This window comes from Leisingera aquaemixtae, assembly GCF_019801145.1.
Classification (GTDB): domain Bacteria; phylum Pseudomonadota; class Alphaproteobacteria; order Rhodobacterales; family Rhodobacteraceae; genus Leisingera; species Leisingera aquaemixtae_A.
The window spans coordinates 164,062-186,437 of sequence record NZ_JAHVJQ010000004.1; the positions used below are offsets into that span (position 1 = coordinate 164,062).

Here is a 22,376-nt window from a genome sequence, read left to right on the forward strand (position 1 = left end):
ATTTTGCCTGAACAGACAGTTAATCTCCCAGCCGGTGGATAAGAGGAGACGCATGTGAGGCAGTGGGTACTGATGGCTCTGGCAGCGCTCCTGCCGGCCGCGGCGATGGCGCAGGACAGCCGTTTGCAGCGGATGGATACCCTGGATGCGGGACGCAAATGGGAGGCCGTGGGGCGGCTCGACGTGAACGGCGAGGGTTTCTGCACCGGCGCGCTTATTGCCCCTGACCTGGTTCTGACCGCTGCCCATTGCCTCTATGACAGCCGTACCAAGGCGCCGATCGACCCCACCACAATTGAATTCCTGGCCGGCTGGCGTAACGGGCGCGCCTCGGCCTACCGCAGTGTGCGCCGGGCGGTGCAGCATCCGTCCTATGTCTATGACGGCGAGCTGTCGACCGACCGGGTGCGCAATGATATTGCCCTGCTGCAATTGCAGCGCCCCATCCGCAATACCACAGTAACCCCCTTTGAGACCGACGAGCGCCCCCGCAAGGGCGCTAAGATCGGGGTTGTTTCCTATGCCCATGACCGCTCCGAGGCGCCTTCGCTGCAGGAAGTCTGCGCGGTCATGGCGCGGCAGCGGGGCGTGCTGGTGATGTCCTGCGACGTGGATTTCGGCTCGTCCGGGGCGCCCGTGTTTTCCTTCGAGGAGGGGACCCCGCGCATTGTCTCGGTGATCTCCGCCAAGGCTGAGGTCAGCGGCGAGCGGGTTTCGCTGGGATCCGCGCTGGCAGAGGAACTGACCCTGCTGCAGGCACAGCTGACCGGGGTCGCCACCGGCGGGCGGCTGCCGCCCGGTGTCGGCCGGGTGAAGGTGGGCGAGGGGCGCAGCTCCTCCGGTGCCAAGTTTTTGAAACAATGATCTGGCGTGCGCTGATACTGGGAGCGGCCACCCTGGCCTATGCCGCCGGCGCAATGGCTCAGGGCACCGGATTGCGCCGCCTGACCGACCGGGATGACCTCCTGGGCTGGGAGGCGGTGGGGCGGCTGGAGCTGAACGGGCAGGGGTTCTGCACCGGCTCGCTGATTGCGCCGGATCTGGTGCTGACCGCGGCGCATTGCGTTTATGATGAGGCCGGGGCGGTGCGCCCGGCGGAGCAGATCAAGTTCCGCGCCGGGCTGCGCGACGGGGTCGCGATTGCCGAACGCCAGGCGCTGCAGATCGCGGCGCATCCCGGCTACAGCCCGCAGCGGCGGCTGGGGATCGACAACATACGCCACGACGTGGCGCTGATCCGGCTGTCGGAGCCGATCCTCAGCGGCCAGGCGGATGCCTTTGCGCTGCACTCAGGCCGGGATTACGGCAGTGATATCTCTGTTACCTCATATGGCATGGGCCGCGCCGAGGCGCTGTCGCGGCAGCGTCAATGCAACCTGATGGGAGAGCATGACGACGTGCTGATGATCGACTGCAACGTTACCTTCGGGTCTTCCGGGGCGCCGGTGTTTTCCCAGGTCGGCGGGCGCGGGCGCATCCTGGCGCTGGTGTCCGGCGGTGGCAATTACCGGGGCAAGCAGGTGGCATTCGGCATGAAGCTGCCTGAGCGGGTGGCGGAGCTGAAAGCGCAGCTGCGCCGCAATCCGGTGGCGGCACCGGACCGGCGGATCAAGCGGATCCGGGTTGGCGGCGGCGGTTCCGCGGGCGGTGCGAAATTTGTCAGCGTCGGTGACTAAAACCCCTCTTGAAGCCGCATTTTCCCTTACTATCTCAGGATTGTCCGGGCAGCCGCTGATTGGGGCCCGGGGCAAAACCAGCCTGTCCCTGCGGGGAAGGCACTCTGAAATCGCTCATGAATGAGGATGGAAAATGCGTACTTTTGACTTTGCACCGCTGCACCGTGCCACCATCGGCTTTGACCAGATCGCCAGCCTGATGGACCGCGCCCTGAGCGCCGATGCCGCTCAGTCCAGCTACCCGCCCTACAACATCGAGAAAACCGATGCCGACAGCTACCGCATCTCGATTGCTGTTGCCGGCTTCTCCGACGACGACCTCAACGTCGAGGTGAAGGAAAACGCGCTGGTTGTGTCCGCCAAGAAGGCAGAGGACGGCGAAGGCCGCACCTTCCTGCACCGCGGCATTGCCACCCGCGCCTTTGAACGCCGTTTCACCCTGGCCGACCACGTCCATGTGACCGGTGCCAGCCATGAAAACGGCATGCTGCATATCGATCTGCACCGCGAGGTGCCGGAGGCGCTGAAACCGCGCCGGATCGAAATCTCCTCCTCCCGCCCGAACCGCCCGGAGATCGAGGCCAAAGCGGTCAACTGATCCTGCGGATCCCGGTTCGCGCGTACCCGCCCTCCGGCACTGCCGGGGGGCTTTTTCCGTTTGCGGCTGTGCCTGCGCGGAAACAGCTGCCCGGATCCGTCCGCCGGGCAATGAAATCTTAGGATTTCGGGCGCAGGGTTGCCGGGGATGTACCCCTGCGCCGGCGTGTCCGGTGCCGTGGATGAGTGCAGTGCAAAGGCGGTTTTATGCAACCTCAGGATATTCAGCATGTGCAGAAAGGCCTGGCGGCCATCTTTGCCCGCAAGGCCGATCTGGCGGAACGGTTTTACGTGCATCTGTTCACGCGGCTGCCGGAAGCCCGTGCGATGTTCCGCGGAAATTTCGTGAAGCAGAAGGCGATGCTGATGGGCATGATTGCAGCCTGCGTGCGCAAGCTGGATGATCCGCAGGCGCTTGCAGCACTCAGCGGGCAGCTGCTTCAGGCCCACGCCCATCTTGATTTGGGGGCAAGGGAAACCGACGCGGCAAGGCGGGCGCTGATGGCGGCTTTGCGGGATGTTCTAGGGGCAGACCTGGATCTTGAATCCGAGGCCGCCTGGAACCGCGCCATCAGCCTTGTAACGGCGGCGATGGCGCGGCACTGAGGCCGGATCAGACCGACATGCAGATGTATTTCATCTCCAGGTAATCCTCGATGCCGTGGTGGCTGCCTTCGCGGCCCAGGCCCGACTGCTTGACGCCGCCGAACGGTGCCACCTCGGTGGAGATGATGCCAGTGTTCACACCGACAATCCCGTATTCCAGCGCCTCGGCCACCTTGTACACGCGGCTGAGGTCCTTGGCGTAGAAATAGGACGCCAGGCCAAAGATGGTGTCATTGGCCATCGCGATCACCTCGTCCTCGTCCTCGAACTTGAACAGCGGCGCCAGCGGGCCGAAGGTTTCGTCCGTAGCAAAGGCCATGTCCTGGGTCGCGCCGGTGACGATGGTCGGCTGGAAGAAACTGCCGCCCAGTTCTGACGGGTTGCCGCCCAAGATCACCTCGCCGCCCTTGGAAGTGGCGTCGGCAATATGCTCCTGAATTTTATCCACCGCTTCCATGTTAATCAGCGGGCCGAAGTGGATGTCTTCCTTGAGGCCGTCGCCGACGTTCATCTTCTCGACCGCGGCTTTCAGCTTTTCCGCAAAGGCATCGTAAACGTCGGCCTGCACATAGATCCGGTTGGCGCAGACGCAGGTCTGGCCGTTGTTGCGGAACTTGCACATGATGGCGCCTTCGACGGCGGCATCCAGATCGGCGTCGTCAAAGACGATGAACGGTGCGTTGCCGCCCAGCTCCATCGAGCATTTCATCACCGTGTCTGCCGCTTGGCGCAGCAGGATGCGGCCCACCTCGGTGGAGCCGGTGAAGGTCAGCTTGCGCACCGCGTCGTTCTCGCAGAACTCCTTGCCGATGTCGGAAGCGCGCGAGGACGGCACCACGTTGAACACGCCCGCCGGGATGCCGGCCCGGTCTGCCAGCACCGCCAGCACGATGGCCGACAGCGGGGTTTCGGCCGCGGGGCGGGCGATGAACGAACAGCCTGCGGCCAGTGCAGGGCCTGCCTTGCGGGTGATCATCGCGTTGGGGAAGTTCCACGGCGTGATCGAAGCGGCAACACCGATCGGCTGCTTCAGCACGGTGATGCGCTTGTCGCGCTGATGGCCGGGGATGGTCTCGCCGTAAATCCGTTTGGCCTCCTCCGCAAAGAACTCGATGAAGGAGGCGCCATAGGCGATCTCGCCGCGGGATTCCGCCAGCGGCTTGCCCATTTCGGCGGTCAGGATCACCGCCAGGTCTTCCTGGTTCTCCATCATCAGGTCGTACCACTTGCGCAGCACGTTGGCGCGCTCCTTGCCGGTCCATTTGGCCCAGTCCTTTTGCGCGGCTTCGGCCTGGGCGATGGCGCCTGCCACTTGGGCGCGGCTGGTGTCGGCCACCTGGGCGATCACGTCGCCGCGGGCCGGGTTGGATACGTCAAAGGTGCCTTCGCCATCGGCAAACTTGCCGCCGATATAGGCGCGGGTTTCCAGCAGGCTGGGGTCTTTGAGCAGGGATTTCAGGTCTGTGATTGCGTCGAGCATTGCGGGCCTCCCGGGTGTTCTGTTGCTGGAATGGAAATCAGCTGCGCATTGATATGTCCAGAAGGATTGATGAGTCCAGAATTTGATCAAATTTCCGGCAAAGAATTTTGGGTCAAGCAATTTGACATGTGCTGTGCCAGACTGTCTGGTAGCCGCAAAGAATAAGAACAGGGGAGATTGGGCATGGAATTGGATGATGCCTATGCCAACGGGGCCTATATCGAGAATGCAGACAAGTACCCGCCGCGCTGGGCGGCCTCGGCGGAGGATTTCCGCAACAGCCTGCATGAGCGCGCCCGGCTGGATATCCCCTATGGCGAAGGGGCGCGGCAGTCATTCGACCTGTTCCTGCCGGAAGGCACGCCTAAGGGCCTGTTTGTCTTTGTCCACGGCGGCTATTGGCTGGCCTTCGACAAAAGCTCTTGGTCGCATCTGGCGCGCGGGGCGATGGCGCATGGCTGGGCGGTGGCGATGCCGTCTTATGACCTGTGCCCGGAGGTGCGGATTGCCGATATCACCCGTCAGATCGCGGCCGCGGTGACGCGGATTGCAGCGGAAGTGGACGGCCCGATTGCACTGGCGGGCCATTCGGCTGGCGGCCATCTGGTGGCGCGGATGCTGGACCGGGCGCTGTTGCCCGCGGAGGTGGGCGAGCGGATCAAGACGGTGATCCCGATCTCGCCGCTGGCGGATCTGCTGCCGCTGCTGCGCACCTCCATGAACCAGAAGTTCAAGATGGATTCGGCTGCTGCGGTGGCTGAAAGCCCGGTTGAGATGCAGGACCGCTATCCGGCGGAGGTGACGGTCTGGGTCGGCGGCGAGGAGCGCCCGGCGTTTCTGGATCAGGCGATCTGGCTGGTGGAGGCTTGGGGTGCGGACCATGTGATCGCCTTTGGCAAGCACCATTTCAACGTGATCGATCCGCTGGCGGATCCGGAAAGCGACCTGGTGGCGCTGATCGTGAATTGACCGCGGGCGGCGGCGGGCGGAAAACGCCCGCCCAGGGGTCCCGGCCCCAGCGCAAGACCGGGCCGCAAAAACTTCTTGCCAGAATCCCGTTTCCGCCGCATCTTCAGCGCAAGGGCCAGGCGATGGCGTCGCCGCATGGGATACATGGTGCCCCCACATTCCAAAACTGTCCTGAACGCCGGGACCTTTCTTGTAAGAAGGAAGGGTCTGATATGACTGCACGTCCTGAAATGTACCGTTTTCACAATGGTGAAAAGGCGCCGCTGCAATTCGCCGTCTCCGAATACGAGGCGCGGATCGCGGGCCTGCGCAAGATCATGGCCGACACAGGGGTGAGCGCTGCTGTCTTCACCTCGATGCACAACATCTCCTACTACTCTGGGTTCACCTATTGCGCCTTTGGCCGCCCCTACGGCCTGGTAGTGACAGCGTCCGAGGCTGTGACCATCTCGGCCGGCATCGACGCGGGCCAGCCCTGGCGCCGCTCGTTCTGCGACAACATCACCTACACCGACTGGCAGCGCGACAATTTCTGGCGCGCAATCAAGTCTGTAAGCGGCGAAGGAGTTGTGGTTGGCTACGAAAGCGATCACCTGACCCTGCTGCAGAAGGGCAAGCTGGAAGCCTTCCTGGCGCCGTCCAAGCTGGTTGACCTCTACGAGCCGACCATGCGCCAGCGGATGGGCAAATCCGCAGCCGAGCTGGACATGATCCGGGCTGGTGCCGCGGTGGCCGACGTCGGCGGCTTTGCGATCCGCGAGGCGGTCAAGGAAGGCGCGCGGGAGATCGACGTGGCGATGGCTGGCCGCGACGCGATGGAGCTCGAGATTGCCAAGCGCTTCCCGGATGCGGAATACCGCGACACCTGGGTGTGGTTCCAGTCCGGCATCAACACCGACGGTGCCCACAACCCGGTGACGGGGCGCACCCTGCAGCGCGGCGACATCCTGTCCTTGAACACCTTCCCGATGATCTCCGGCTATTACACCGCGCTGGAGCGCACCATGTTCGTGAAGGAAGTGGATGCCGAGAGCCTGAAGATCTGGGAGGCCAACGTTGCCGCCCATGAATACGGCATCTCGCTCTTGAAACCGGGTGCAAGCTGCGCGGAAATCACTCATAAGATCAACGCCTTCTTCGAAGAGCGCGATCTGCTGCAGTACCGCACCTTCGGCTATGGCCACTCCTTTGGCGTGCTGTCCCACTACTATGGCCGCGAGGCCGGGCTGGAGCTGCGCGAGGACATCGACACGGTGCTGGAGCCCGGCATGGTGATCTCGATGGAGCCGATGCTGACGATCGCCGACGGCCAGCCGGGCGCCGGCGGCTACCGTGAGCATGACATTCTGATCATCCATGAGGACGGCAACGAGAACATCACCAAGTACCCCTACGGGCCGGAGTTCAACGTTGTCGGCTGAGGCCGGCTGAACACGAAAATGCAGGGGGTGCCATGCGTGCACCCCCTGTACACCCCTTGTGCACCGGGCAGGCGCCCTGCGGGTCCGGGGCTAGTGAAAGGCTTGGCCTTGGGGGCGAGCAAGCGCGGCCTCTGACGGCGGGCAAACCGGAGCCTGCGGAGCCGCCGGGCCGCCGTCGGCCAGAAGCTGGCGGTGCGCGTTCCATCCGCGGGTCATCCACAGGGTGGCGGAAGGCTGTTCCGCGGCGCGGGGCAGAGCATCCTGCACGGACAGGCTGAGCTGGGAGGCATCGTGCTGCGCTGTCACGCGCAGGCGGTCCCCGGGTGCCGCCAGATGCGGATGATCCAGCAGGTAGGCGGTCCGCCCCCAATGGCCGCCGGAGTTCACTCCGTTCGACACCTGGATGCCGGGGGCCAGGTCCATTTCGAAACTGACAAGGACCGCATGGATGGTGCCTGCGGCTGCACAGGCGAGATCCGCTGTGGTGCGCCCCGGATTGATGTTTGGCCGGGTGAAGTCAAACGCGAACAGCTCTGCCGCCGGGCCCAAGGGGCGAAGCTTGCAAGCCTCGAAATCGTTCGGGGTGAGCTGCGCAACGCGGGCAAAATGGTGGAAGGCGCTGAGGTCGAAGCCCTCGGCCTCATGCGGCCGCCAGAGGTTCAGGAGGCCGGGGCTTTCCACCGGCCGGGCCAGCAAGGTTCCGCGCTCCGGGATCGCGCGGGCGTCCGGTTTGGCCAGCGCAGACATGGCATGGGTAAGGGTCGCAAGGGCGCCTTCGCCCAGCAGAACGGTATCGACGATTTCCGAGATCACCACATCTGCCTGCTCCGGAATGTCCGCGCCGACGACGATCTCATGCGACCATTTCGGGATGACGGTGATGCGGTCGCTCAGGCCGTTTGCCGCAATGACCTGCGTGGCGGCCTGGGCGATCAGCGGCTGCTGCTCGCAGGTGTAGACATGTTTCGCGCCCGCACGCGCCGCCAGCATGGCGGTCAGGCCGGCGCCGCAGCCGATATCAAGCACCACATCGCCGGGCTTCACCTTGGCCGCGATGGCCTTGGCGTAGGCGCTGTTGCGTGCCGTGTCCGACAGCATCGGAAAATGCCAGCGGGGGACAAAGGTCTGGTGCAGCCGTTCCTGCAGGATCTGCGCTTCGTGGTGGCTGGGATCCAAGCTGAGCGCCTCAGAGAGCAGCTGCGAAGTTCGGATACCGCCATCACTCAGGGGGGCGGATTTAGCGGTTTGGACGAGGTCTTCCGCCTTCTGCGGTCCCGAATGGCCGAATTCCTGTGCCGGAACGGGTGTCTGTCTCTCAAGCAATTTTTATTTTTCCTCATTTGAAGCAAATGCCACTGACCTGCATAATCGTCACGCGCATCTAACAAATGATGAAGGAAAGGCCCGGGCTGCGAGAATGTCCGCCGGCACCCTTGGGTGGTGCCGGTGCTAAAGCGGCCTGAGAGCCCGATCCGCGGGCCAGCCAACTGAACGGAGGCAATTCAGCGCGGGCGGGCACAAGCGTTGCGCCGGGGTGGGTCTTGGGGCATATGTGCGCCACGGCACAGCCTGCCGATATGTTATCCTCTCGCAGCAGCGCGCGTATGTGCCGCCGCGAGGAAGAAAGAGCCACCGCCATGTATGATGCCCCGGAAAAGAAGAAATCCGAATTTGCGCTGATTCAGCTGATGCCGAACCTGATGACAATCGGTGCGATCTGCGCCGGGCTGTCGGCGATCCGCTTTGCCATCTCCGGCAACTTCAAGCTGGCTGTGATGCTGATCCTGCTGGCGGCGGTGCTGGACGGGCTGGACGGGCGGCTGGCGCGGGCGCTGCGCAGTGTCAGCAAGATGGGGGCGGAGCTGGATTCGCTGGCCGATTTTCTGAACTTCGGGGTGGCGACACCGATGGTGATCTATCTGTGGGCGCTGCAGGACATGCGGGGCATCGGCTGGATCTCAGTGCTGGTGTTCTCGGTTTGCTGCGTGGTGCGGCTGGCACGGTTCAATGTCAGCAGCAAGTCGGAGGAGGAAGCGCCGAAGCTTCGCAAGGGTTATTTCGAAGGCATTCCCTCGCCCGCGGGGGCGCTGCTGGCGCTGCTGCCGATGTTTGCCTCCTATGCCTATGGCAGCCGCGAACCGGTGCTGCATGAGCTGCTGATCTGCCTCACCATGGTGCTGGTGGGGCTGGCAATGATCAGCCACATTCCGACCTGGTCGCCGAAAGCAGTTAAAATCTCCCGCGAGAATGTTAAGTACCTGCTTGTGGGCTTTGCCTTCATGGCTGCGGCATTACTGACCTATGCATGGACGGTGCTGGTTGTGCTATGCCTCGGTTACGTTGCGATGGTGATTTGGGGGCTGGTTTCCAAGCCAAAAGACTAGCCCAAGACGTCCGGGGAGGGACGAATTGGATATCAAGGCAGTTGAAGAATCCTATGCGCGCTGGGCGCCGGTTTATGACAGGACGTTCGGCGCGGTGACGCGCTCTGGCCGCCGCAGGGCGACCCGTTACATCAATTCCCGAGAGGGCAAGGTTCTGGAGGTTGGGGTCGGCACTGGCCTTTCCTTGCAGCATTACGCGCCGCATCTGCAGGTGACCGGCATCGACTTCAGCCACGACATGCTGAAAAAGGCGCGGGGAAAGGTGCAGGAGCAGGGGCTGAAACAGGTCGAGGCGCTGCGGCAGATGGATGCCCGGCAGCTGGATTTTCCGGACAATTCATTCGACACGGTGGCGGCAATGCATGTGCTGTCGGTGGTGCCGGACCCTGACAAGGTGATGCATGAGATTGCGCGGGTGCTGAAACCCGGCGGCAAGCTGGTGGTCACCAACCATTTCAAGAGCGGCAAGGGGGTTCGGGCCTCGCTCGAAAAGCTGTCTGCGCCGCTGGCCAATGTGATCGGCTGGCATTCGGATTTCGCGCTGGAAACGGTGCTGCAGGAGGACCGGCTGCAGGTCGAGGTTCAGGAAAGCATCCCGCCCTTCGGGATGATGACATTCCTGGTGCTGGGCAAGCAGCAGACGATGTGAAACACCCTGTTTCCGCAATGCAGCCCCGGGGGGATCCTCCGGGGCTTTTCTTTGTGCGGCCTGTCTGCAACAGTGCGTCTGAAACGGGTGGAATTGCACCGCCCCAGGGGATGTAAAATCAATTTACATCCCCATATCAGGCTCAGTTATTTACAGGGAAGGAGCGGATGCGATGAGTGTGTCCCAATTTGAAAAGATGGTGTCGGAAAGCCAGGACAAGGTCCGCGAGTCGCAATCCAAGATTGAGGCGCTGACGGCGCGGATCGAGGCCGCGCGCAGCAAGATCGAGGCGGGCGAGGATGCCAGCATCGACATCGAGAACGCGACGCTGGAAGACGTGCACGCGCATACCGAGGTGATGAACGCCAATATCGCCGAGCTGATCATGGGGCTGGATGATGTGACGGCGGCGTTCTCCAAGGATTTTGACGAGATGCGGTCCAAGACCGGCTGGGAGAGCTTTGTCGGCTTCTTCTCCAAGGGCAAGTCGGACTCGATGCGCCAGGAGCGGATGCGCACTGCCAATATCGACGACAAGCTGCAGGACCTGATCGCCAAGTCGGACGTGATCGTGAAGCTGCTGGAAGGCCAGCTGGCCACCTTGGAAGAGCAGCGCGAGAAGGTGCAGGTGAACCTGTCGGCCACTCTGGACGACCGCGAGTTCACCGTGCAGGAGCTGGAGGGCGTGCGTGCGCAGATCGTGGCGCTGGACCCGCAGATCATTGAGCTGGAGAACAAGATCTCGGTCGAGCAGGACGCCGCCGCGCGCACCAAGCTGGAGACCGAGCTGGCCGAGATCAACGCCAAGTACAACGCGCTGGTGCAGGAGGAGCAGGTGAAGCTTGCGAAATCCCAGACGCTGGAGCGCTATATCGAGAAGGGCAAGACCTGGGTCGACAGCCTGCAGAACCAGGCGGCGACGCAGATGGTGCTGATCAACAAGCTGCAGACGGACACCCAGCAGCGGGTGGTGCTGTATGACGCGCTGACCAAATCGCTGAAGACCGCGCAGCAGCAGGATGTGGCGCACCGGATCAACGAGATCGGGGTGCAGACCGACAAGGAAGCCCAGACCGCAATGGCGGCGATCGGCACCGCGACCAACCAGAAGATGGCCGACATGCTGGAAGCGCATGAGGGCAACATGGTGTTCGCCCGCGACGTGCTGGAGAAGAAGGCCAAGGCGGATGAACGCTTTGCCCGCCGGTTTGCGGCAATTGTCGAGAAGCACGACAAGAACCTGTATGGGGGGTGAGTGTGTTTAGGCTCTCCGAAGTCAACGGGTCTTTTCTCTACAGGGCCAGCACCTTAAGTGATTTCTATCTGCAGATAGCGCTTATGGCAGTTGCCATTTATTTCATCCCGTCTGAAAGCAATACCAAGTGGGCAATTTTCGCAGGTGGGGCGGTTGCTTCGTGGGGAAGCTATGCAAGGAAAGGAAAGGACAAAGAAGGCGGTCGAAATGACTAAGACCAGTCAAGACTATGCTGTTCTTACAACTTGCATTTGCCCACGCTGGAAATTGAGTGTGCGGAACACAGGACAGTTCCCGGCCGCGGGTGGGGGTGTAGCGCCCGCCCGTGGGGGCGGCCGGGCGCTGTCCGTGCCGCAAGCGGCACGTCCGGAAAGGGGAGCTGTATGACCGATCCCTCCCACGACCACGCAGGCCTCAGCGATACCTTCGCCTCGCGCCGGTATTTCAAGAAGTTCGAGACCATCATCCGGCATCTGACCCGGGTGGCGGCGGCGATGCAGGCGGAGGGGCGGCTGTCGAAATCTGATGTGAAGGTGCTGACCGCCTACCTGATGCGGCTCAATTTCACCTTCCGCGCGCTCTCCATGAAATACCTGATGGCGGGGCGCGATACCGGGCGGTTTTTCGGCAGCCTGGCGATGGACAAGCGCGACAGCGGCTTTCCAGTCGCCGCCGAACTCATGACCATGGCCAACGACGCCCAGCAGGCGGAACGGCATCTGGCCAATATGGCCAGCGAGGCGCAGTTGAAGGACGATATGGTGCGCACCATCATCTCGGACCGGGCGGTGCCGGCAAAGCTGCAGTTCGCCCTGTCGCAGCGGCTTTACTATCAGGAGCTGCTGAAGGGGCAGCTGTTCTGGGTCCAGAACGATCCGGTTTGCGAATGGCTGGAAAACATCGGCGAGCGGCGGCGGCGCTTCCTGCTGCATTGGGCGGCCTATGACAGCCAGGTGAATCTGCCGGTGATCTACCTGATGGAGCTGGAGGACAGCGGCAAGGTGGCGCTGCCCAAGGACGAGCGGCGCTGGCCGGAAGTGCAGGCGCATCTGATGGCGCAGGCCTTGGCGGGGCTGAAGCTGGTGACGATTGCCAAGGGGTTTGACGAGGATTTCGGCGACCTCCATCCCAAGCATCTGCGCCGCTACCACGTCGGGCCGATGTATTCCTCTGCCTATACCGAGCAGTCCGGCCCGCTGCACCGGGTGCTGGAGGAGGCGGAGGCGCCCGCGGGCCAGGACTGGGCGCTGGCCTGGACGCTGGAGGAGCTGGAAAGCGAAGATGTGCGCGAGGAGCGCGCGGGCTGGTTCGGCACCGTGGAGCGGGAGATCTTTGCGCTCGACCCCTTTGGCGGGCGCGGCGCTGATACCGGAGCGACCCGGACCCAGCGCGCGATCATCCTGCCGCAGCGCCCGTTCCAGGTGCTGGCAGAGCTGGACCCGCCGGGGTTCGGCGATGTGCAGAAGTTCGTGGTCAGCGACGCCGGGCAGGTGCTGCGGTATTGAGCGCCGGCGCGTGTTGCCGGCTGCAGAAGCCCCCCTCTCGGCGGCAAAGCCGCCTGCCGGGCAGCGGGCCGGGAGTATTTTTGGAAAGATGAAAGCGGGTTGGATTTTAGGCCCGCAAGCGACGGATTGAGAGGAAGAGATGAGCATTTCAGGCAATCAGATGGAGCTGCGGGAAGAGGACATCCGCAAGCATTACGCGGCTGCGGCGGCGATGCTGGAGGGGTTTGACCACACCCCGCGCATTGCCAAGCCGAAGGTGGAGGGCAAGGCGCCGGAACGCTCGCCCGGGATTGCCCGCACCCGCCGCTTCCGCTCCACCACGCCCGGGCTGGTCACACGCTCCACCGCGCGGCCCGAAGGGGTGCATCTGATTGCCCGTATCGAGGCCTCGGATGAAGATGATCCGCTGACCTCGCCCCTGCAGGCGACCTTGCAGCACGCCTTGCGCCGGGCGCTGGCGGTCTCCTTGGCGATGGGGGAGGCTTATGCGGATGTGTCCGGCCTGGCGGATCTGAAGCGGGCCAATTTGGCCGGGTCCCTGGATGCGGCGCGCAAGGGGGAGTTCACCGAACTGCTGGCCGCCGAGGCGCTGATTGCGGCGCATGTGTTTGCCAATGCCGCGGCCTATCTGCTGGCACCGCACGGCAGCGAGACGCAGGCCGAGGTGGGCGAGGCGGAGGAGCTGCTGACGGATAACGCGCCGCTGGCCCTGCACGGGGCGCTGTGGGAGCTGGACCAGAAGCTGGCGCTGCATGCCCCCGATGATGCGCATCTGATTGCGGCCACGGCGGCCTATGCCGAGCAGCTGATGGAAAAGGCGGCCTTGCGCGCCCAGACTGCGCCGCGGCTGGAAGCGTTCACTGCTGCCGCCTGGCGGGTGGAGGCGGATGACCTCACCATCAGCGGCTTTGAACCGGCGGCCAAGGCAAAGTCCACAACGCTCACCATGGCGTTCAAGAAACCGCATGAGGTGGTTGGCAACCATATCGCCAAGTACCAGGCCTTAAGACTCTCCAAGATGCTGATGGCCTATGATTTCGACCGCCGTCTGAACCCGTTTGCGGAGATGGGCGGCTTTATCTTCACCTTCATGGGCGATGGCAAGCCGGGCACCGGCAAGACGACGCTCATTCAGATGATGGCGGGGCTGATCCATGATTATTGCCAGAATGCGGGCTACGCCTTCCGCTATCAGAACTTCGGCATCGACAATATCGACAGCTATCAGGGCAAGTCGGGGCAGAACGCCAAGTCTTTCATCCAGAACGTGATTGACCCGGGTGTCATCGGCTTCGGCACCATCGACGACATCGACCAGATCGCGGGCAAGCGCGGCGACCGGCAGTCCAGCGCCGGCCAGCAGGAGGTGACCGCTGTGTTCATGGAGGCCTTTGCCGGCGCCAATACCGTGGTGCGCGGCAACTGCACCTTTGGCATGTTCTCCAACTACCCGGAGAATGTGGACGACGCCCTGCGCCAGCGGGCCGGCGCGCGGTTCCTGGTGGACGGGCCGCAGACGCGGGAGGATTACATCGACATCCTGACGCTCTTGATGGGCAAGAACCATGCGATCCCGCTGGGCGAGCATGACCTCTATGGCGCGCAGGAGATCAAGAAGGCGGTTGCGCGGTCGTTTGAGGCGCACAACCGCCCGCAGGAGCCGGGGCTGATGGAGGTCTTTGGCCGGGTGCATGACCAGATTGGCGCGCTGGATGATCTGGCCAAGCTGGGCACGTACCTCAAGGCGATCCAGCAGGCGGATGAGCGCTTTACCGGCCGCGCCATCAAGAACATCACCGATGCAGTCAAGGTCCGGGCGATGGATTTCGAGCTGCCGGATGAATGGATGGAGAACCCGGAGCTGTTCCTGTTCAAGGACTACGAGACCAAATCCGCGATGATTGCGGAGCTGCGGGTGCCGATCACGGTCGACATGGTGGTGCAGGAGATCAACCGCTACGCCGACAGCGAGTTCCGCTATGCCGACAAGTCAGATGAGGTGGCGATTGAGAACATGGTGCGCGATTTCGGGCGTCAGGAAGAGGCCAAGCGGCGGTATCTGGAGGGGCAGGGGTGAACTTTCAAGACTGTGTTGAAATTCTACGGAATCTCTCGTTGGCGTTATCGGCCCCAACCGCCGCATTCATTGCATGGAAGGGGTTAGAGTCCTGGAAATACGAAAAAAAATGGCAAAAAGATGTTGAATTAAGCGAGGATCTTTTAGTTTTAATGTACCAAAGGCGGGATGCCATACGGGACATCCGTCAACCGTACGTGTCATTCCGTCCCGCCACTCATGATGAAAGTGGAAAAGAGATAGTTGACCAAGAGCACGCGCAGTTCAAAGGCCAGGTCGACTACTTTCAATCGCGAGTAAACAAACTGGATCAAATAAGGTCTGAAATTTATGCTAAGCGTCTACGTGCAACGGTAATTTGGGGAGAAAAACTGAATGAACTTCTGGAGCAAGTTTTTGCTCTGGAACAGAAGCTCATTCTGAACTTGAGGAGGCATATTCGGTCTCTGAATCCGCATTTGTCGCACGCTCAACGGGAGGCGGCAGCCAAGCATGAAGAAACTCTGGAAGTGATTTTCGGTGACGGAGATGAGGAGGATGTCTTCTACTCCAAATACGAAAAGCACTTTGCACTGGTAGAAGACTACCTGCGTCAGAAATTGAAAGAAGCTGCATGAAACGCCTCATCCAGCATGGCCTGATGTTCGGCAATCTCTTCCATGTGGCCTCGCCCGCGCTGGTGGAGCGGTATAACCGCGCGCTGAAGCATCTGACCGGCAAGACCACGCAACTCACGGATTTCCACGTCGATATCTCGGGCTTTTCGCCGGAGATCGGGGATGAGCTGGGGGATGATCACTATCTGAACCATGCAGGCGTGAACCGGCAGTTCATATTGCTCAGTACCGAGCAGAAGCGCTGCCCGCTGCTTCACGTGAAATTCTCCACCAGCCGGGACATCCTGCGCCGGTTCATCGAAGTGAATGAACGCCAGCTGTTTGCGCTGACCGCGACCGATGCCGTTGCGGGGGAACTGGTGAATTCGGTGTTTGAGGTGTCCTCGCCCGCGCGCCTGTTCGACATCCGGCAGGTGCGGATCGAGGCGGATACCACCCGCGGCACGCTGCGCCATGCGGACCAATTGGCGGAGCTGGTGGAGCGGTTCAAGACCGGGGAGGATGCCTGGTTTGACGACGGTCTGATCGAAAAGATGATCCGGACGGCGGAACAGACCGGCGATGTGACCCGCAATCCGGTGCATCTGGAGCATGAGGTCTTTGAGCAGGGCAATTTCTGGACTGCGCATTTTGGCGGGCTGTACCTGTTTCAGGACGTGGAGCACCCGGCGGTGATTGCCAGCGGGGCAAAGCCCGAGGGCGTGCCGCTGCGCCATGTGTTTGACCTGACCCAGCGCAATGCCATTGCCAAGTTCCTGGAGCTGAACGGGCTGGCAGAGCCGGTGATCCGCGCGCGCGGCGTCGATGGCGCGGCGATCCTGCGGCAGAAGATGGGGTTCCTGGCGGTGTCCGTGCTGACGGAGAAGGGCCGGGACCTGACCGGCCTGTCGCGGTCGGACCTGCGGCGGATGGCGGCGCGGCATGCAGAGGAGCTGCCCGAAGAATTCGAAGGGCTGGCGGCGCTGGTGCGCTGGGCCGAGGGCGGCGGCAAGTGGCCGCGGATCACCTCGGACCATCCGGCCTATTTCTATAGCCTCAGGGCGTCGGACACGCCTTGCCGCGATCTGGTCAACATGCTGCTGGCAGAGTTGAGCCCGCATGACTTCCGCCAGATGTTCATCTGCCACAAGGAGGAATTCTACCGCCAGTACCGCGGTTGGCCGGAAACCAAGAAGGCCTATGCAGCGGAGTTTCTGGCGCGGGAGTATGCGGTGGACAAGGCCGGCGCGCGCGCCGCACTTTTCGGGCATGAGCCGGATATGGAGGGGCGGATGCCGAAGCTGCCGCGGAACCGGCGCAAGGCGGTGGTTGACCGGGTCGGCCCCTGGGGGGCTGTGGACCGGGTGAGGGGGCGTTAGAGATGACACTGTGTAAGAAGCATCTTTCTTCCCGGGTTGCTTGCAGCCCGGTTCGCGCCCGTCCCCGCCCCCGTCATGCCGGAGGCGTGCTTTCAGCACGACGGCGGGCGCGAATTGCGCCCCCCCTCGGAGACGGGCGCGAACCTCCGTTATGGGATGCTTGGCCTGCACCGCAGGAGGCTTGCTGAATGTTCGGCTTTATCCGCCTTGCCTTGATCCTTCTGGTGGTGCTGACCGTGGTCTACGCTGCGGTTTCGCTGTACTCGCGCGAGATGCGGCGGCTGAAGCTGAAGCGGCGCTGGAAAGAGAAGGGGTTGACCGGCGACCGTGCGGCCTTCATCCAGCGGGGGCTGAAGCAATACGACAATTCGTTCCGGCGCAAGCTGATCCTCTTGGTCTATATCATCCCGCTGGGGGCGCTGGCGCTCCTGATCTACGTCATTAACTTCATGTGAGGTCCACCCCAATGCGTTTCATCAAATGGGCTTTCCTGATTACCTTCTGGGTGCTGTTCGGCGCCTTCCTGCATTACACGCTGCCGCAGTACGACGTGGTGCGGATCGTCAACACCTATGAGGAGCGGCAGGAGCTGAACGACTGGACCCGGATCTTCTGGTCCAAGCCGGACGACCAGTCGGCAGAGCTGATCAACCGCGATGTCCAGTTCATCCAGGCGGTGCGCGGCAACGGCCGCAACATGGTCTACCGCAACGAGGATACCGGCTGGAACTGGCCGCCCTATTTCAAGTTCGACACCGCGAACCTATACACGGACGCCAATGACAGCATCTCGACCAAGGCAAACCCAGAGTGGGTGGCGGTGCTGCATTACGGCTGGCGCAACGAGTTCCTGTCGATCTTCCCCAATGCGGTGACGATCAAGCCGGTGGCGGGGCCGGAGGACAAGCCAACGAACTGGTTCTCGATCATCTTCCTGGTGCTGCTGGCGGCGCTTCTGTGGGCGATTTATGTGCGCTGGCGCCGGTTCCGGCAGGCGCGGATCGATCCGATGATCGAAAGTGCCGAGGACAGCCTCTATGCGGCGGGCGATGCCATTGCCGAGCGCAAGGGCCGGTTCCGCCGCTGGCTGGATACCTGGAAATCGAAGTGACGAGAGGGGCCGCCGGATCGGCGGCTCTGAAAGACACAAGCGGATGCGCGGGCCTGAACGGGTCCGCGTTTTTATTCGATACGGTCGAGCACCCAGTCCAGTGCCGGGGTGAAGTCGTCATCCGAAAGCGCCCCGCGTGGTGCCGCAGCGGCGGCAAAGGCAAAGCCGTGTGTGTAATCCACCAGCAGGCAGAGTAGGGTGCGGGCCTTTGCGCCGGTCACGCCTGCGGCTGCAATTTCCGCCTCGATGAGCTGCGTCAGCCTTGTCAGGGAGGGGCCAATCAAGGACGGGTTTTCCAGGATGCATTTCGCCAGCTCCGGGTGCCGGGTCACCTGGGCGCAATAGCGGGTCATCAGGCCGCGCAGCCGCAGTTTGGGTGTTGACGCTTCTGATGGTGCATCCGCACCTTCAAACGCAATGGCGACAAGGGATGTAATCATCTCGTCTCTGGTGCCGGCGTGATGGGCAACGGCCATCGGGGTGACGCCAAGCGCCGCTGCCAGTGCTTTGAAGGTGAGGGCCTTGCTGCCGCCCTCGTCGAGCAGCTGCAGGGCTTTTTCCAGCACATCATTCTTGCTGAGGGTGCGGCTGCCCTTGGGAGGGCGCCCCATGCGCGGGGGCATTGGTCAGGCCACCCGGAACGTGGTTTGGACCATGCCGGTGGGCAGAATACGGGAGCTTGCCACCTGGAGGTCGATGTCCTTGTCCAGACTGCCGAACAGGGGGATGCCGCTGCCGATCAGGATCGGAACCGTTGTGATGGTCAGATCGGCGATCAGCCCCTGGCGCAGGAAGGACTGCACCATCCGGCCGCCGTCGATATAGGCGCGGGTCCAGCCCTGCTGTTGCAGTTCCTTCATCAGCTTTGCGGGTGCTGCGGTGCTGAGGCGTACTTTGTCCTTCAGCTCTTCGGGAATGTCCTGTTCGGTCAGGCTGCTGCTGAGGACCACAACCGGCTTGGTGTAGGGCCAATGGCCGAACCCCAGCAGAGTGCGGAATGATCCTGTTCCCATGACCAGCCCGTCGACGCTGTCCATGAAGGCCGCAAAGCCGCCATCGTCATCTTCGGCAACGGGCTGTTTGTGCAGCCAATCCAGTGAATGGTCCTGGCGGGCCACGAAGCCGTCGAGGCTGGTGGCGATGAAGACGTGGCCTGTGGTCATAGGATTCTCCTGGGGACCATTAAACTATATGACATATAGTTAAATGCATTTCACCATCCAAGGCGCCGGCGCAAGACTCCCTGCGTGCGAATCGATTCGGTGTGCCTAGCAGCTGGTAACCGCATGAAAGATAAGCGCTTGCCGCAAACAGGCTGGCGGATGCCGGTTTGAGATTCTGGACATCCCTGTCCCTCCTGGCACGGCAAACATGCATGTCTTTTTCCGGTTTTCGCGGGTCGGATTTGTCTCCGCTTGAGGGCCGGGATTAGGGCAATTTGCGCCTCAGCAAGGTGCCGCCCCTTGGGGCGGAGAATTGGGAAGCTGGTGAAATTCCGGCACTGCCCCCGCAACGGTGACCCCGGGCAAGGCATGGCAAAAACCACTGAGGCCAATGGTTTCGGGAAGGTGCCAGGCCCCGCCGCCGAATGGCCCCGGGACAGTCCGGAAACCAGCCTTGCCCCGAAAACGTCAACCGCGGGCGGCGGCGGGGCGGTTGCAGGCGCGTGGCCTGCGATCTCTCCATCCATGCCCGCAGCCAAGCCAACCTGCCGCGGGGATGCGGCAAAGGAGAGAAGCAGATGCTTCACGACAGCGAAATTCTGGCCAAACTGGTGGCCCGTCAGAAAAACTATTCCCTGGAGCAGGCGTTTTACACCGATCCGGGCGTGCTGGATCTGGACATGCGCCAGATTTTCTACCGCGAGTGGCTGTTTGCCATTCCCGCCTGCGAGATCCCGAAGGCGGGCAATTTCGTGACCCATCAGGTCGGCGCTTACAACGTCATCATCGTGCGCGGCACCGATGGCGAGGTGCGTGCGTTCCACAATGCCTGCCGCCACCGCGGTTCTGTTGTGTGCAAGGCCAAGAAGGGCAACTCGCCCAAGCTGGTCTGCCCCTACCACCAGTGGACCTATGAGCTGGACGGCTCGCTGTTGTGGGCGCGCGACATGGGGCCGGAATTCGATGCCTCCAAACATGGGCTGAAGCCGGTGCATTGCCGCGACCTGGCCGGTCTGATCTACATCTGCCTGGCGGATGAGGCGCCGGACTTCGACGCTTTTGCCGCGGTGGCGCGCCCCTATCTGGAGCCGCACGACCTGGGCAACGCCAAGGTCGCCTATGAAAGCTCGATCATCGAGAACGGCAACTGGAAGCTGGTCTGGGAGAACAACCGCGAGTGCTATCACTGCGGCGGCAACCACCCGTCGCTGTGCCGGACCTTCCCGGAAGATCCGTCCGTCACTGGTGTCGAGGGCGGTGAGACCCCGCCGCACCTGCAGAAGCATTTCGACCGGATCGAGGCGGCGGGCGTGCCGGCCCAGTTCCAGATCGACGCGCGCGGCCAGTACCGGGTGGCGCGGATGCCGCTGAATGAGGGCGCCGAGAGCTATACCATGGACGGCAAGGCGGCTGTCGCCAAGAAGCTGGGCCGAGTGCCGTTTGCCGATGCGGGCACGCTGCTGAAGTTCCACTATCCGACTACCTGGAACCACTTCCTGCCGGATCATTCCATCGTGTTCCGGGTGACGCCGATCAGCCCGACCGAAACCGAAGTTACCACCAAATGGCTGGTGCACAAGGATGCGGTCGAGGGCCAGGATTACGACCTGAAGCGGCTGACCGAGGTGTGGATCGCCACCAACGACGAGGACCGCATCGTGGTGGAGGACAACCAGAAGGGCATCAACTCGCCCGCCTATGAGCCCGGCCCCTATTCGGAAGTGCAGGAAAGCGGCGTCATCCAGTTCTCCAACTGGTATGCCGAGCATCTGACCCGCGCGCTGACCGGCCGCCACCTGATCGCGGCGGAGTAAGCGCATGGGACTGCAGGCCAACTTCGAGACGCTGGACGAGACGCTGGCGTGGAAAGACGACGAGATGCTGGAATGCGTCTCGGTCGTGCCGGAAGCGCCGAACACCGCCACCTTCAGTTTCCGCGCGCCTTCGGGCGCGTGGTTCAAGTACCAGCCAGGCCAGTTCCTGACGCTGGAGCTGCCGGTGCCGGGCGGCACCGTCTGGCGGACCTACACCATCAGCTCCTCGCCGTCACGGCCGCTGTCGATCTCGGTGACGGTGAAGGCGCAGGCGGACAGCATCGGCACCCGCTGGATGCTGGACCACCTGAAACCGGGGATGTTCCTCAAGGCTTCCGGCCCGGCAGGCGTGTTCACCCTGCCGAAACGCCCGAACGGCAAGTTCCTGTTCATCTCCGCAGGTTCCGGCATCACGCCGAGCCTGTCGATGACACAGTACCTGTTCGACCGCGGCCAATCGCCCGACGTCTGTTTCATCAACTGCGCCAAGCGCCCCAGCGAGATTATCGCGCGGCGCCAGCTGGAAGGCATGGCGGCGCGGGTGCCCGGCATCAAGCTGCACTTCGTGGTGGAAGAGGACGATCCCTATCAGGTCTGGACCGGCTACCGCGGCCAGCTGAACCAGATCATGCTGGGGATCATTGCCGGCGACTACCTGGAGCGCGAGGTCTACTGCTGCGGGCCGGATCCGTTCATGCAGGCGGTGCGCGACATGCTGAACGGCCTGGGCTTCGACATGGAGAACTACAACCAGGAAAGCTTTGGCGCGCCGGTGGAGACCGAGGCCGATGCGCCGGAGCTGGACGATGTGGTTCCGGAAGAGACCGCTGCCGCCGAGATCACCTTTGCCGCGTCGGGCGTGACCGCAAACTGCACCGAGACCGACACGGTGCTGGCGGTGGCCAAGGCGTCGGGCCTCAACATCCCGTCGGGCTGCACCTTCGGCATCTGCGGCACCTGCAAGGTCAAGAAGACCGCAGGCGATGTGCATATGGTCCACAACGGCGGTATCTCGGAAGAGGACATCGAGGCGGGGTACATCCTGGCCTGCTGCTCCAACCCGATTGGCCGCGTCGAGGTCGCGATCTAAGCCAAGGGAGGGCCTGTCGCGGGCCCTCCTTTTCCTGCCGGTCCGGGCTTGCGGCAACAAAGTGATTGACGCCGCGCCCGTCCCTTGGTCAACACGGGGCCAACCCTCATATCCCCCGTTGCGACACAGGACCCCGAAACCATGACTGCCAGCAAACGCATTGCCCTTTCCAGCGACCACGCCGCCATCGAGCTGCGCAAGGCCGTTGCCGCCCATATCCAAGCACAGGGCTGGGAGGTTGAGGACATCGGCCCGCAGACCCCTGAGAGCACCCATTACCCCAAGCATGGTGCCGCCGTGGCGGAGCTGGTGGCCTCTGGCGAGTGCGCGCTGGGCATCGTTCTGTGCGGCACCGGCCAGGGCATCATGATGGCGGCGAACAAGGTAAAGGGCATCCGCTGCGGTGTCTGCTCCGACACGTTCTCGGCCAAGATGATCCGCGCCCACAACGACGCCAACATGCTGTCGATCGGCGCCCGCGTGGTCGGTGAAGGCCTGGCGCTGGAGATCGTCGATGCCTTCCTGGGCACAGAGTTCGAAGGCGGCCGCCACGGCACCCGCGTTGACATGATCAAGGCGCTGGAAGACTGATAGGTTCAGACCC

At 62.7% G+C, this 22,376-nt stretch carries 22 protein-coding genes and 1 riboswitch; of the genes, 18 read left to right on the forward strand and 4 right to left on the reverse strand.

What is annotated here, in order from left to right; translation table 11 throughout:
• The first annotated feature begins 72 nt into the window (after window positions 1–72).
• From KUW17_RS11095 to KUW17_RS11110, 4 genes are all read left to right on the forward strand, one after another.
• Window positions 73–864, forward strand: a complete 792-nt coding sequence (locus KUW17_RS11095; RefSeq protein WP_222479731.1) for a trypsin-like serine peptidase — start codon at window positions 73–75, stop codon at window positions 862–864.
• Complete coding sequence (locus tag KUW17_RS11100) at window positions 861–1,676, forward strand: trypsin-like serine peptidase (protein ID WP_222479012.1); 816 nt, start codon at window positions 861–863, stop codon at window positions 1,674–1,676. The genes KUW17_RS11095 and KUW17_RS11100 overlap by 4 nt, the downstream gene beginning before the upstream one ends.
• 133 nt (window positions 1,677–1,809) lie before the next feature.
• Window positions 1,810–2,274, forward strand: a complete 465-nt coding sequence (locus KUW17_RS11105) for an Hsp20 family protein (protein ID WP_222479014.1) — start codon at window positions 1,810–1,812, stop codon at window positions 2,272–2,274.
• A 206-nt stretch (window positions 2,275–2,480) separates the two neighbouring features.
• A complete protein-coding gene (locus KUW17_RS11110) occupies window positions 2,481–2,879 on the forward strand; it encodes a globin domain-containing protein (protein WP_222479016.1) in 399 nt (132 codons plus the stop codon).
• Window positions 2,880–2,886: 7 nt separating this feature from the next.
• Here the strand turns inward: KUW17_RS11110 and KUW17_RS11115 are convergent, their stop codons facing one another.
• On the reverse strand, window positions 2,887–4,359 hold the full coding sequence (locus tag KUW17_RS11115) for an NAD-dependent succinate-semialdehyde dehydrogenase (protein WP_222479018.1): 1,473 nt from the start codon (window positions 4,357–4,359) through the stop codon (window positions 2,887–2,889).
• A 183-nt stretch (window positions 4,360–4,542) separates the two neighbouring features.
• Between KUW17_RS11115 and KUW17_RS11120 the strand changes: the two genes are divergently transcribed.
• Both KUW17_RS11120 and KUW17_RS11125 read left to right on the forward strand, forming a co-directional pair.
• Window positions 4,543–5,328 (forward strand): alpha/beta hydrolase, encoded by a 786-nt coding sequence (locus KUW17_RS11120; protein ID WP_222479020.1) that lies wholly within the window; start codon window positions 4,543–4,545, stop codon window positions 5,326–5,328.
• Between the two features lie 212 nt (window positions 5,329–5,540).
• A complete protein-coding gene (locus KUW17_RS11125; protein ID WP_222479022.1) occupies window positions 5,541–6,749 on the forward strand; it encodes an aminopeptidase P family protein in 1,209 nt (402 codons plus the stop codon).
• A 90-nt stretch (window positions 6,750–6,839) separates the two neighbouring features.
• Here the strand turns inward: KUW17_RS11125 and KUW17_RS11130 are convergent, their stop codons facing one another.
• Window positions 6,840–8,072 (reverse strand): 50S ribosomal protein L11 methyltransferase, encoded by a 1,233-nt coding sequence (locus KUW17_RS11130; protein WP_222479024.1) that lies wholly within the window; start codon window positions 8,070–8,072, stop codon window positions 6,840–6,842.
• A gap of 314 nt (window positions 8,073–8,386) precedes the next feature.
• On the opposite strand from KUW17_RS11130, the gene pssA reads away from it, so the two are divergent.
• The 9 genes from pssA to KUW17_RS11175 all read left to right on the forward strand — a co-directional run bounded on the left by pssA (window position 8,387) and on the right by KUW17_RS11175 (window position 17,705).
• Window positions 8,387–9,133 (forward strand): CDP-diacylglycerol--serine O-phosphatidyltransferase, encoded by a 747-nt coding sequence (pssA, locus tag KUW17_RS11135; protein WP_222479026.1) that lies wholly within the window; start codon window positions 8,387–8,389, stop codon window positions 9,131–9,133.
• Window positions 9,134–9,158: 25 nt separating this feature from the next.
• Window positions 9,159–9,782 carry a class I SAM-dependent methyltransferase gene (locus KUW17_RS11140; RefSeq protein ID WP_222479028.1) on the forward strand — a complete coding sequence of 208 codons (624 nt, stop codon included), beginning with the start codon at window positions 9,159–9,161 and terminating at the stop codon, window positions 9,780–9,782.
• A gap of 172 nt (window positions 9,783–9,954) precedes the next feature.
• Window positions 9,955–11,037, forward strand: a complete 1,083-nt coding sequence (locus KUW17_RS11145; protein ID WP_222479030.1) for a hypothetical protein — start codon at window positions 9,955–9,957, stop codon at window positions 11,035–11,037.
• Window positions 11,038–11,420: 383 nt separating this feature from the next.
• Complete coding sequence (locus tag KUW17_RS11150; RefSeq protein WP_222479032.1) at window positions 11,421–12,542, forward strand: hypothetical protein; 1,122 nt, start codon at window positions 11,421–11,423, stop codon at window positions 12,540–12,542.
• A 139-nt stretch (window positions 12,543–12,681) separates the two neighbouring features.
• A complete protein-coding gene (locus KUW17_RS11155; protein WP_222479034.1) occupies window positions 12,682–14,619 on the forward strand; it encodes an ATP-binding protein in 1,938 nt (645 codons plus the stop codon).
• Window positions 14,616–15,236, forward strand: a complete 621-nt coding sequence (locus KUW17_RS11160) for a hypothetical protein (RefSeq protein ID WP_222479036.1) — start codon at window positions 14,616–14,618, stop codon at window positions 15,234–15,236. The genes KUW17_RS11155 and KUW17_RS11160 overlap by 4 nt, the downstream gene beginning before the upstream one ends.
• Window positions 15,233–16,594: a DUF6638 family protein gene (locus tag KUW17_RS11165; RefSeq protein WP_222479038.1), complete on the forward strand. Its 1,362-nt coding sequence runs from the start codon at window positions 15,233–15,235 to the stop codon at window positions 16,592–16,594. Before KUW17_RS11160 ends, KUW17_RS11165 begins: the two co-directional genes overlap by 4 nt.
• A gap of 188 nt (window positions 16,595–16,782) precedes the next feature.
• Window positions 16,783–17,049 (forward strand): hypothetical protein, encoded by a 267-nt coding sequence (locus tag KUW17_RS11170; protein ID WP_222479040.1) that lies wholly within the window; start codon window positions 16,783–16,785, stop codon window positions 17,047–17,049.
• A gap of 11 nt (window positions 17,050–17,060) precedes the next feature.
• Window positions 17,061–17,705, forward strand: a complete 645-nt coding sequence (locus KUW17_RS11175) for a DUF1523 family protein (RefSeq protein ID WP_222479042.1) — start codon at window positions 17,061–17,063, stop codon at window positions 17,703–17,705.
• Between the two features lie 71 nt (window positions 17,706–17,776).
• On the opposite strand, the gene KUW17_RS11180 is transcribed toward KUW17_RS11175, so the two are convergent.
• Together KUW17_RS11180 and KUW17_RS11185 are read right to left on the reverse strand one after the other, a co-directional pair.
• Window positions 17,777–18,316, reverse strand: a complete 540-nt coding sequence (locus KUW17_RS11180) for a TetR/AcrR family transcriptional regulator (RefSeq protein WP_222479044.1) — start codon at window positions 18,314–18,316, stop codon at window positions 17,777–17,779.
• 15 nt (window positions 18,317–18,331) lie between these two features.
• Entirely contained in the window at window positions 18,332–18,868 is a 537-nt protein-coding gene (locus KUW17_RS11185; RefSeq protein WP_222479045.1) for a dihydrofolate reductase family protein, read from the reverse strand.
• Between the two features lie 271 nt (window positions 18,869–19,139).
• A riboswitch (cobalamin riboswitch) is annotated at window positions 19,140–19,340 on the forward strand.
• Window positions 19,341–19,446: 106 nt separating this feature from the next.
• Between KUW17_RS11185 and KUW17_RS11190 the strand changes: the two genes are divergently transcribed.
• The 3 genes from KUW17_RS11190 (at window position 19,447) to rpiB (ending at window position 22,363) form a co-directional block, all read left to right on the forward strand.
• Complete coding sequence (locus tag KUW17_RS11190) at window positions 19,447–20,682, forward strand: aromatic ring-hydroxylating oxygenase subunit alpha (RefSeq protein ID WP_222479046.1); 1,236 nt, start codon at window positions 19,447–19,449, stop codon at window positions 20,680–20,682.
• Between the two features lie 4 nt (window positions 20,683–20,686).
• Window positions 20,687–21,772 (forward strand): hybrid-cluster NAD(P)-dependent oxidoreductase, encoded by a 1,086-nt coding sequence (locus KUW17_RS11195; RefSeq protein ID WP_222479047.1) that lies wholly within the window; start codon window positions 20,687–20,689, stop codon window positions 21,770–21,772.
• A 141-nt stretch (window positions 21,773–21,913) separates the two neighbouring features.
• Complete coding sequence (gene rpiB / locus KUW17_RS11200) at window positions 21,914–22,363, forward strand: ribose 5-phosphate isomerase B (RefSeq protein ID WP_222479048.1); 450 nt, start codon at window positions 21,914–21,916, stop codon at window positions 22,361–22,363.
• Window positions 22,364–22,376 lie beyond the last annotated feature (13 nt).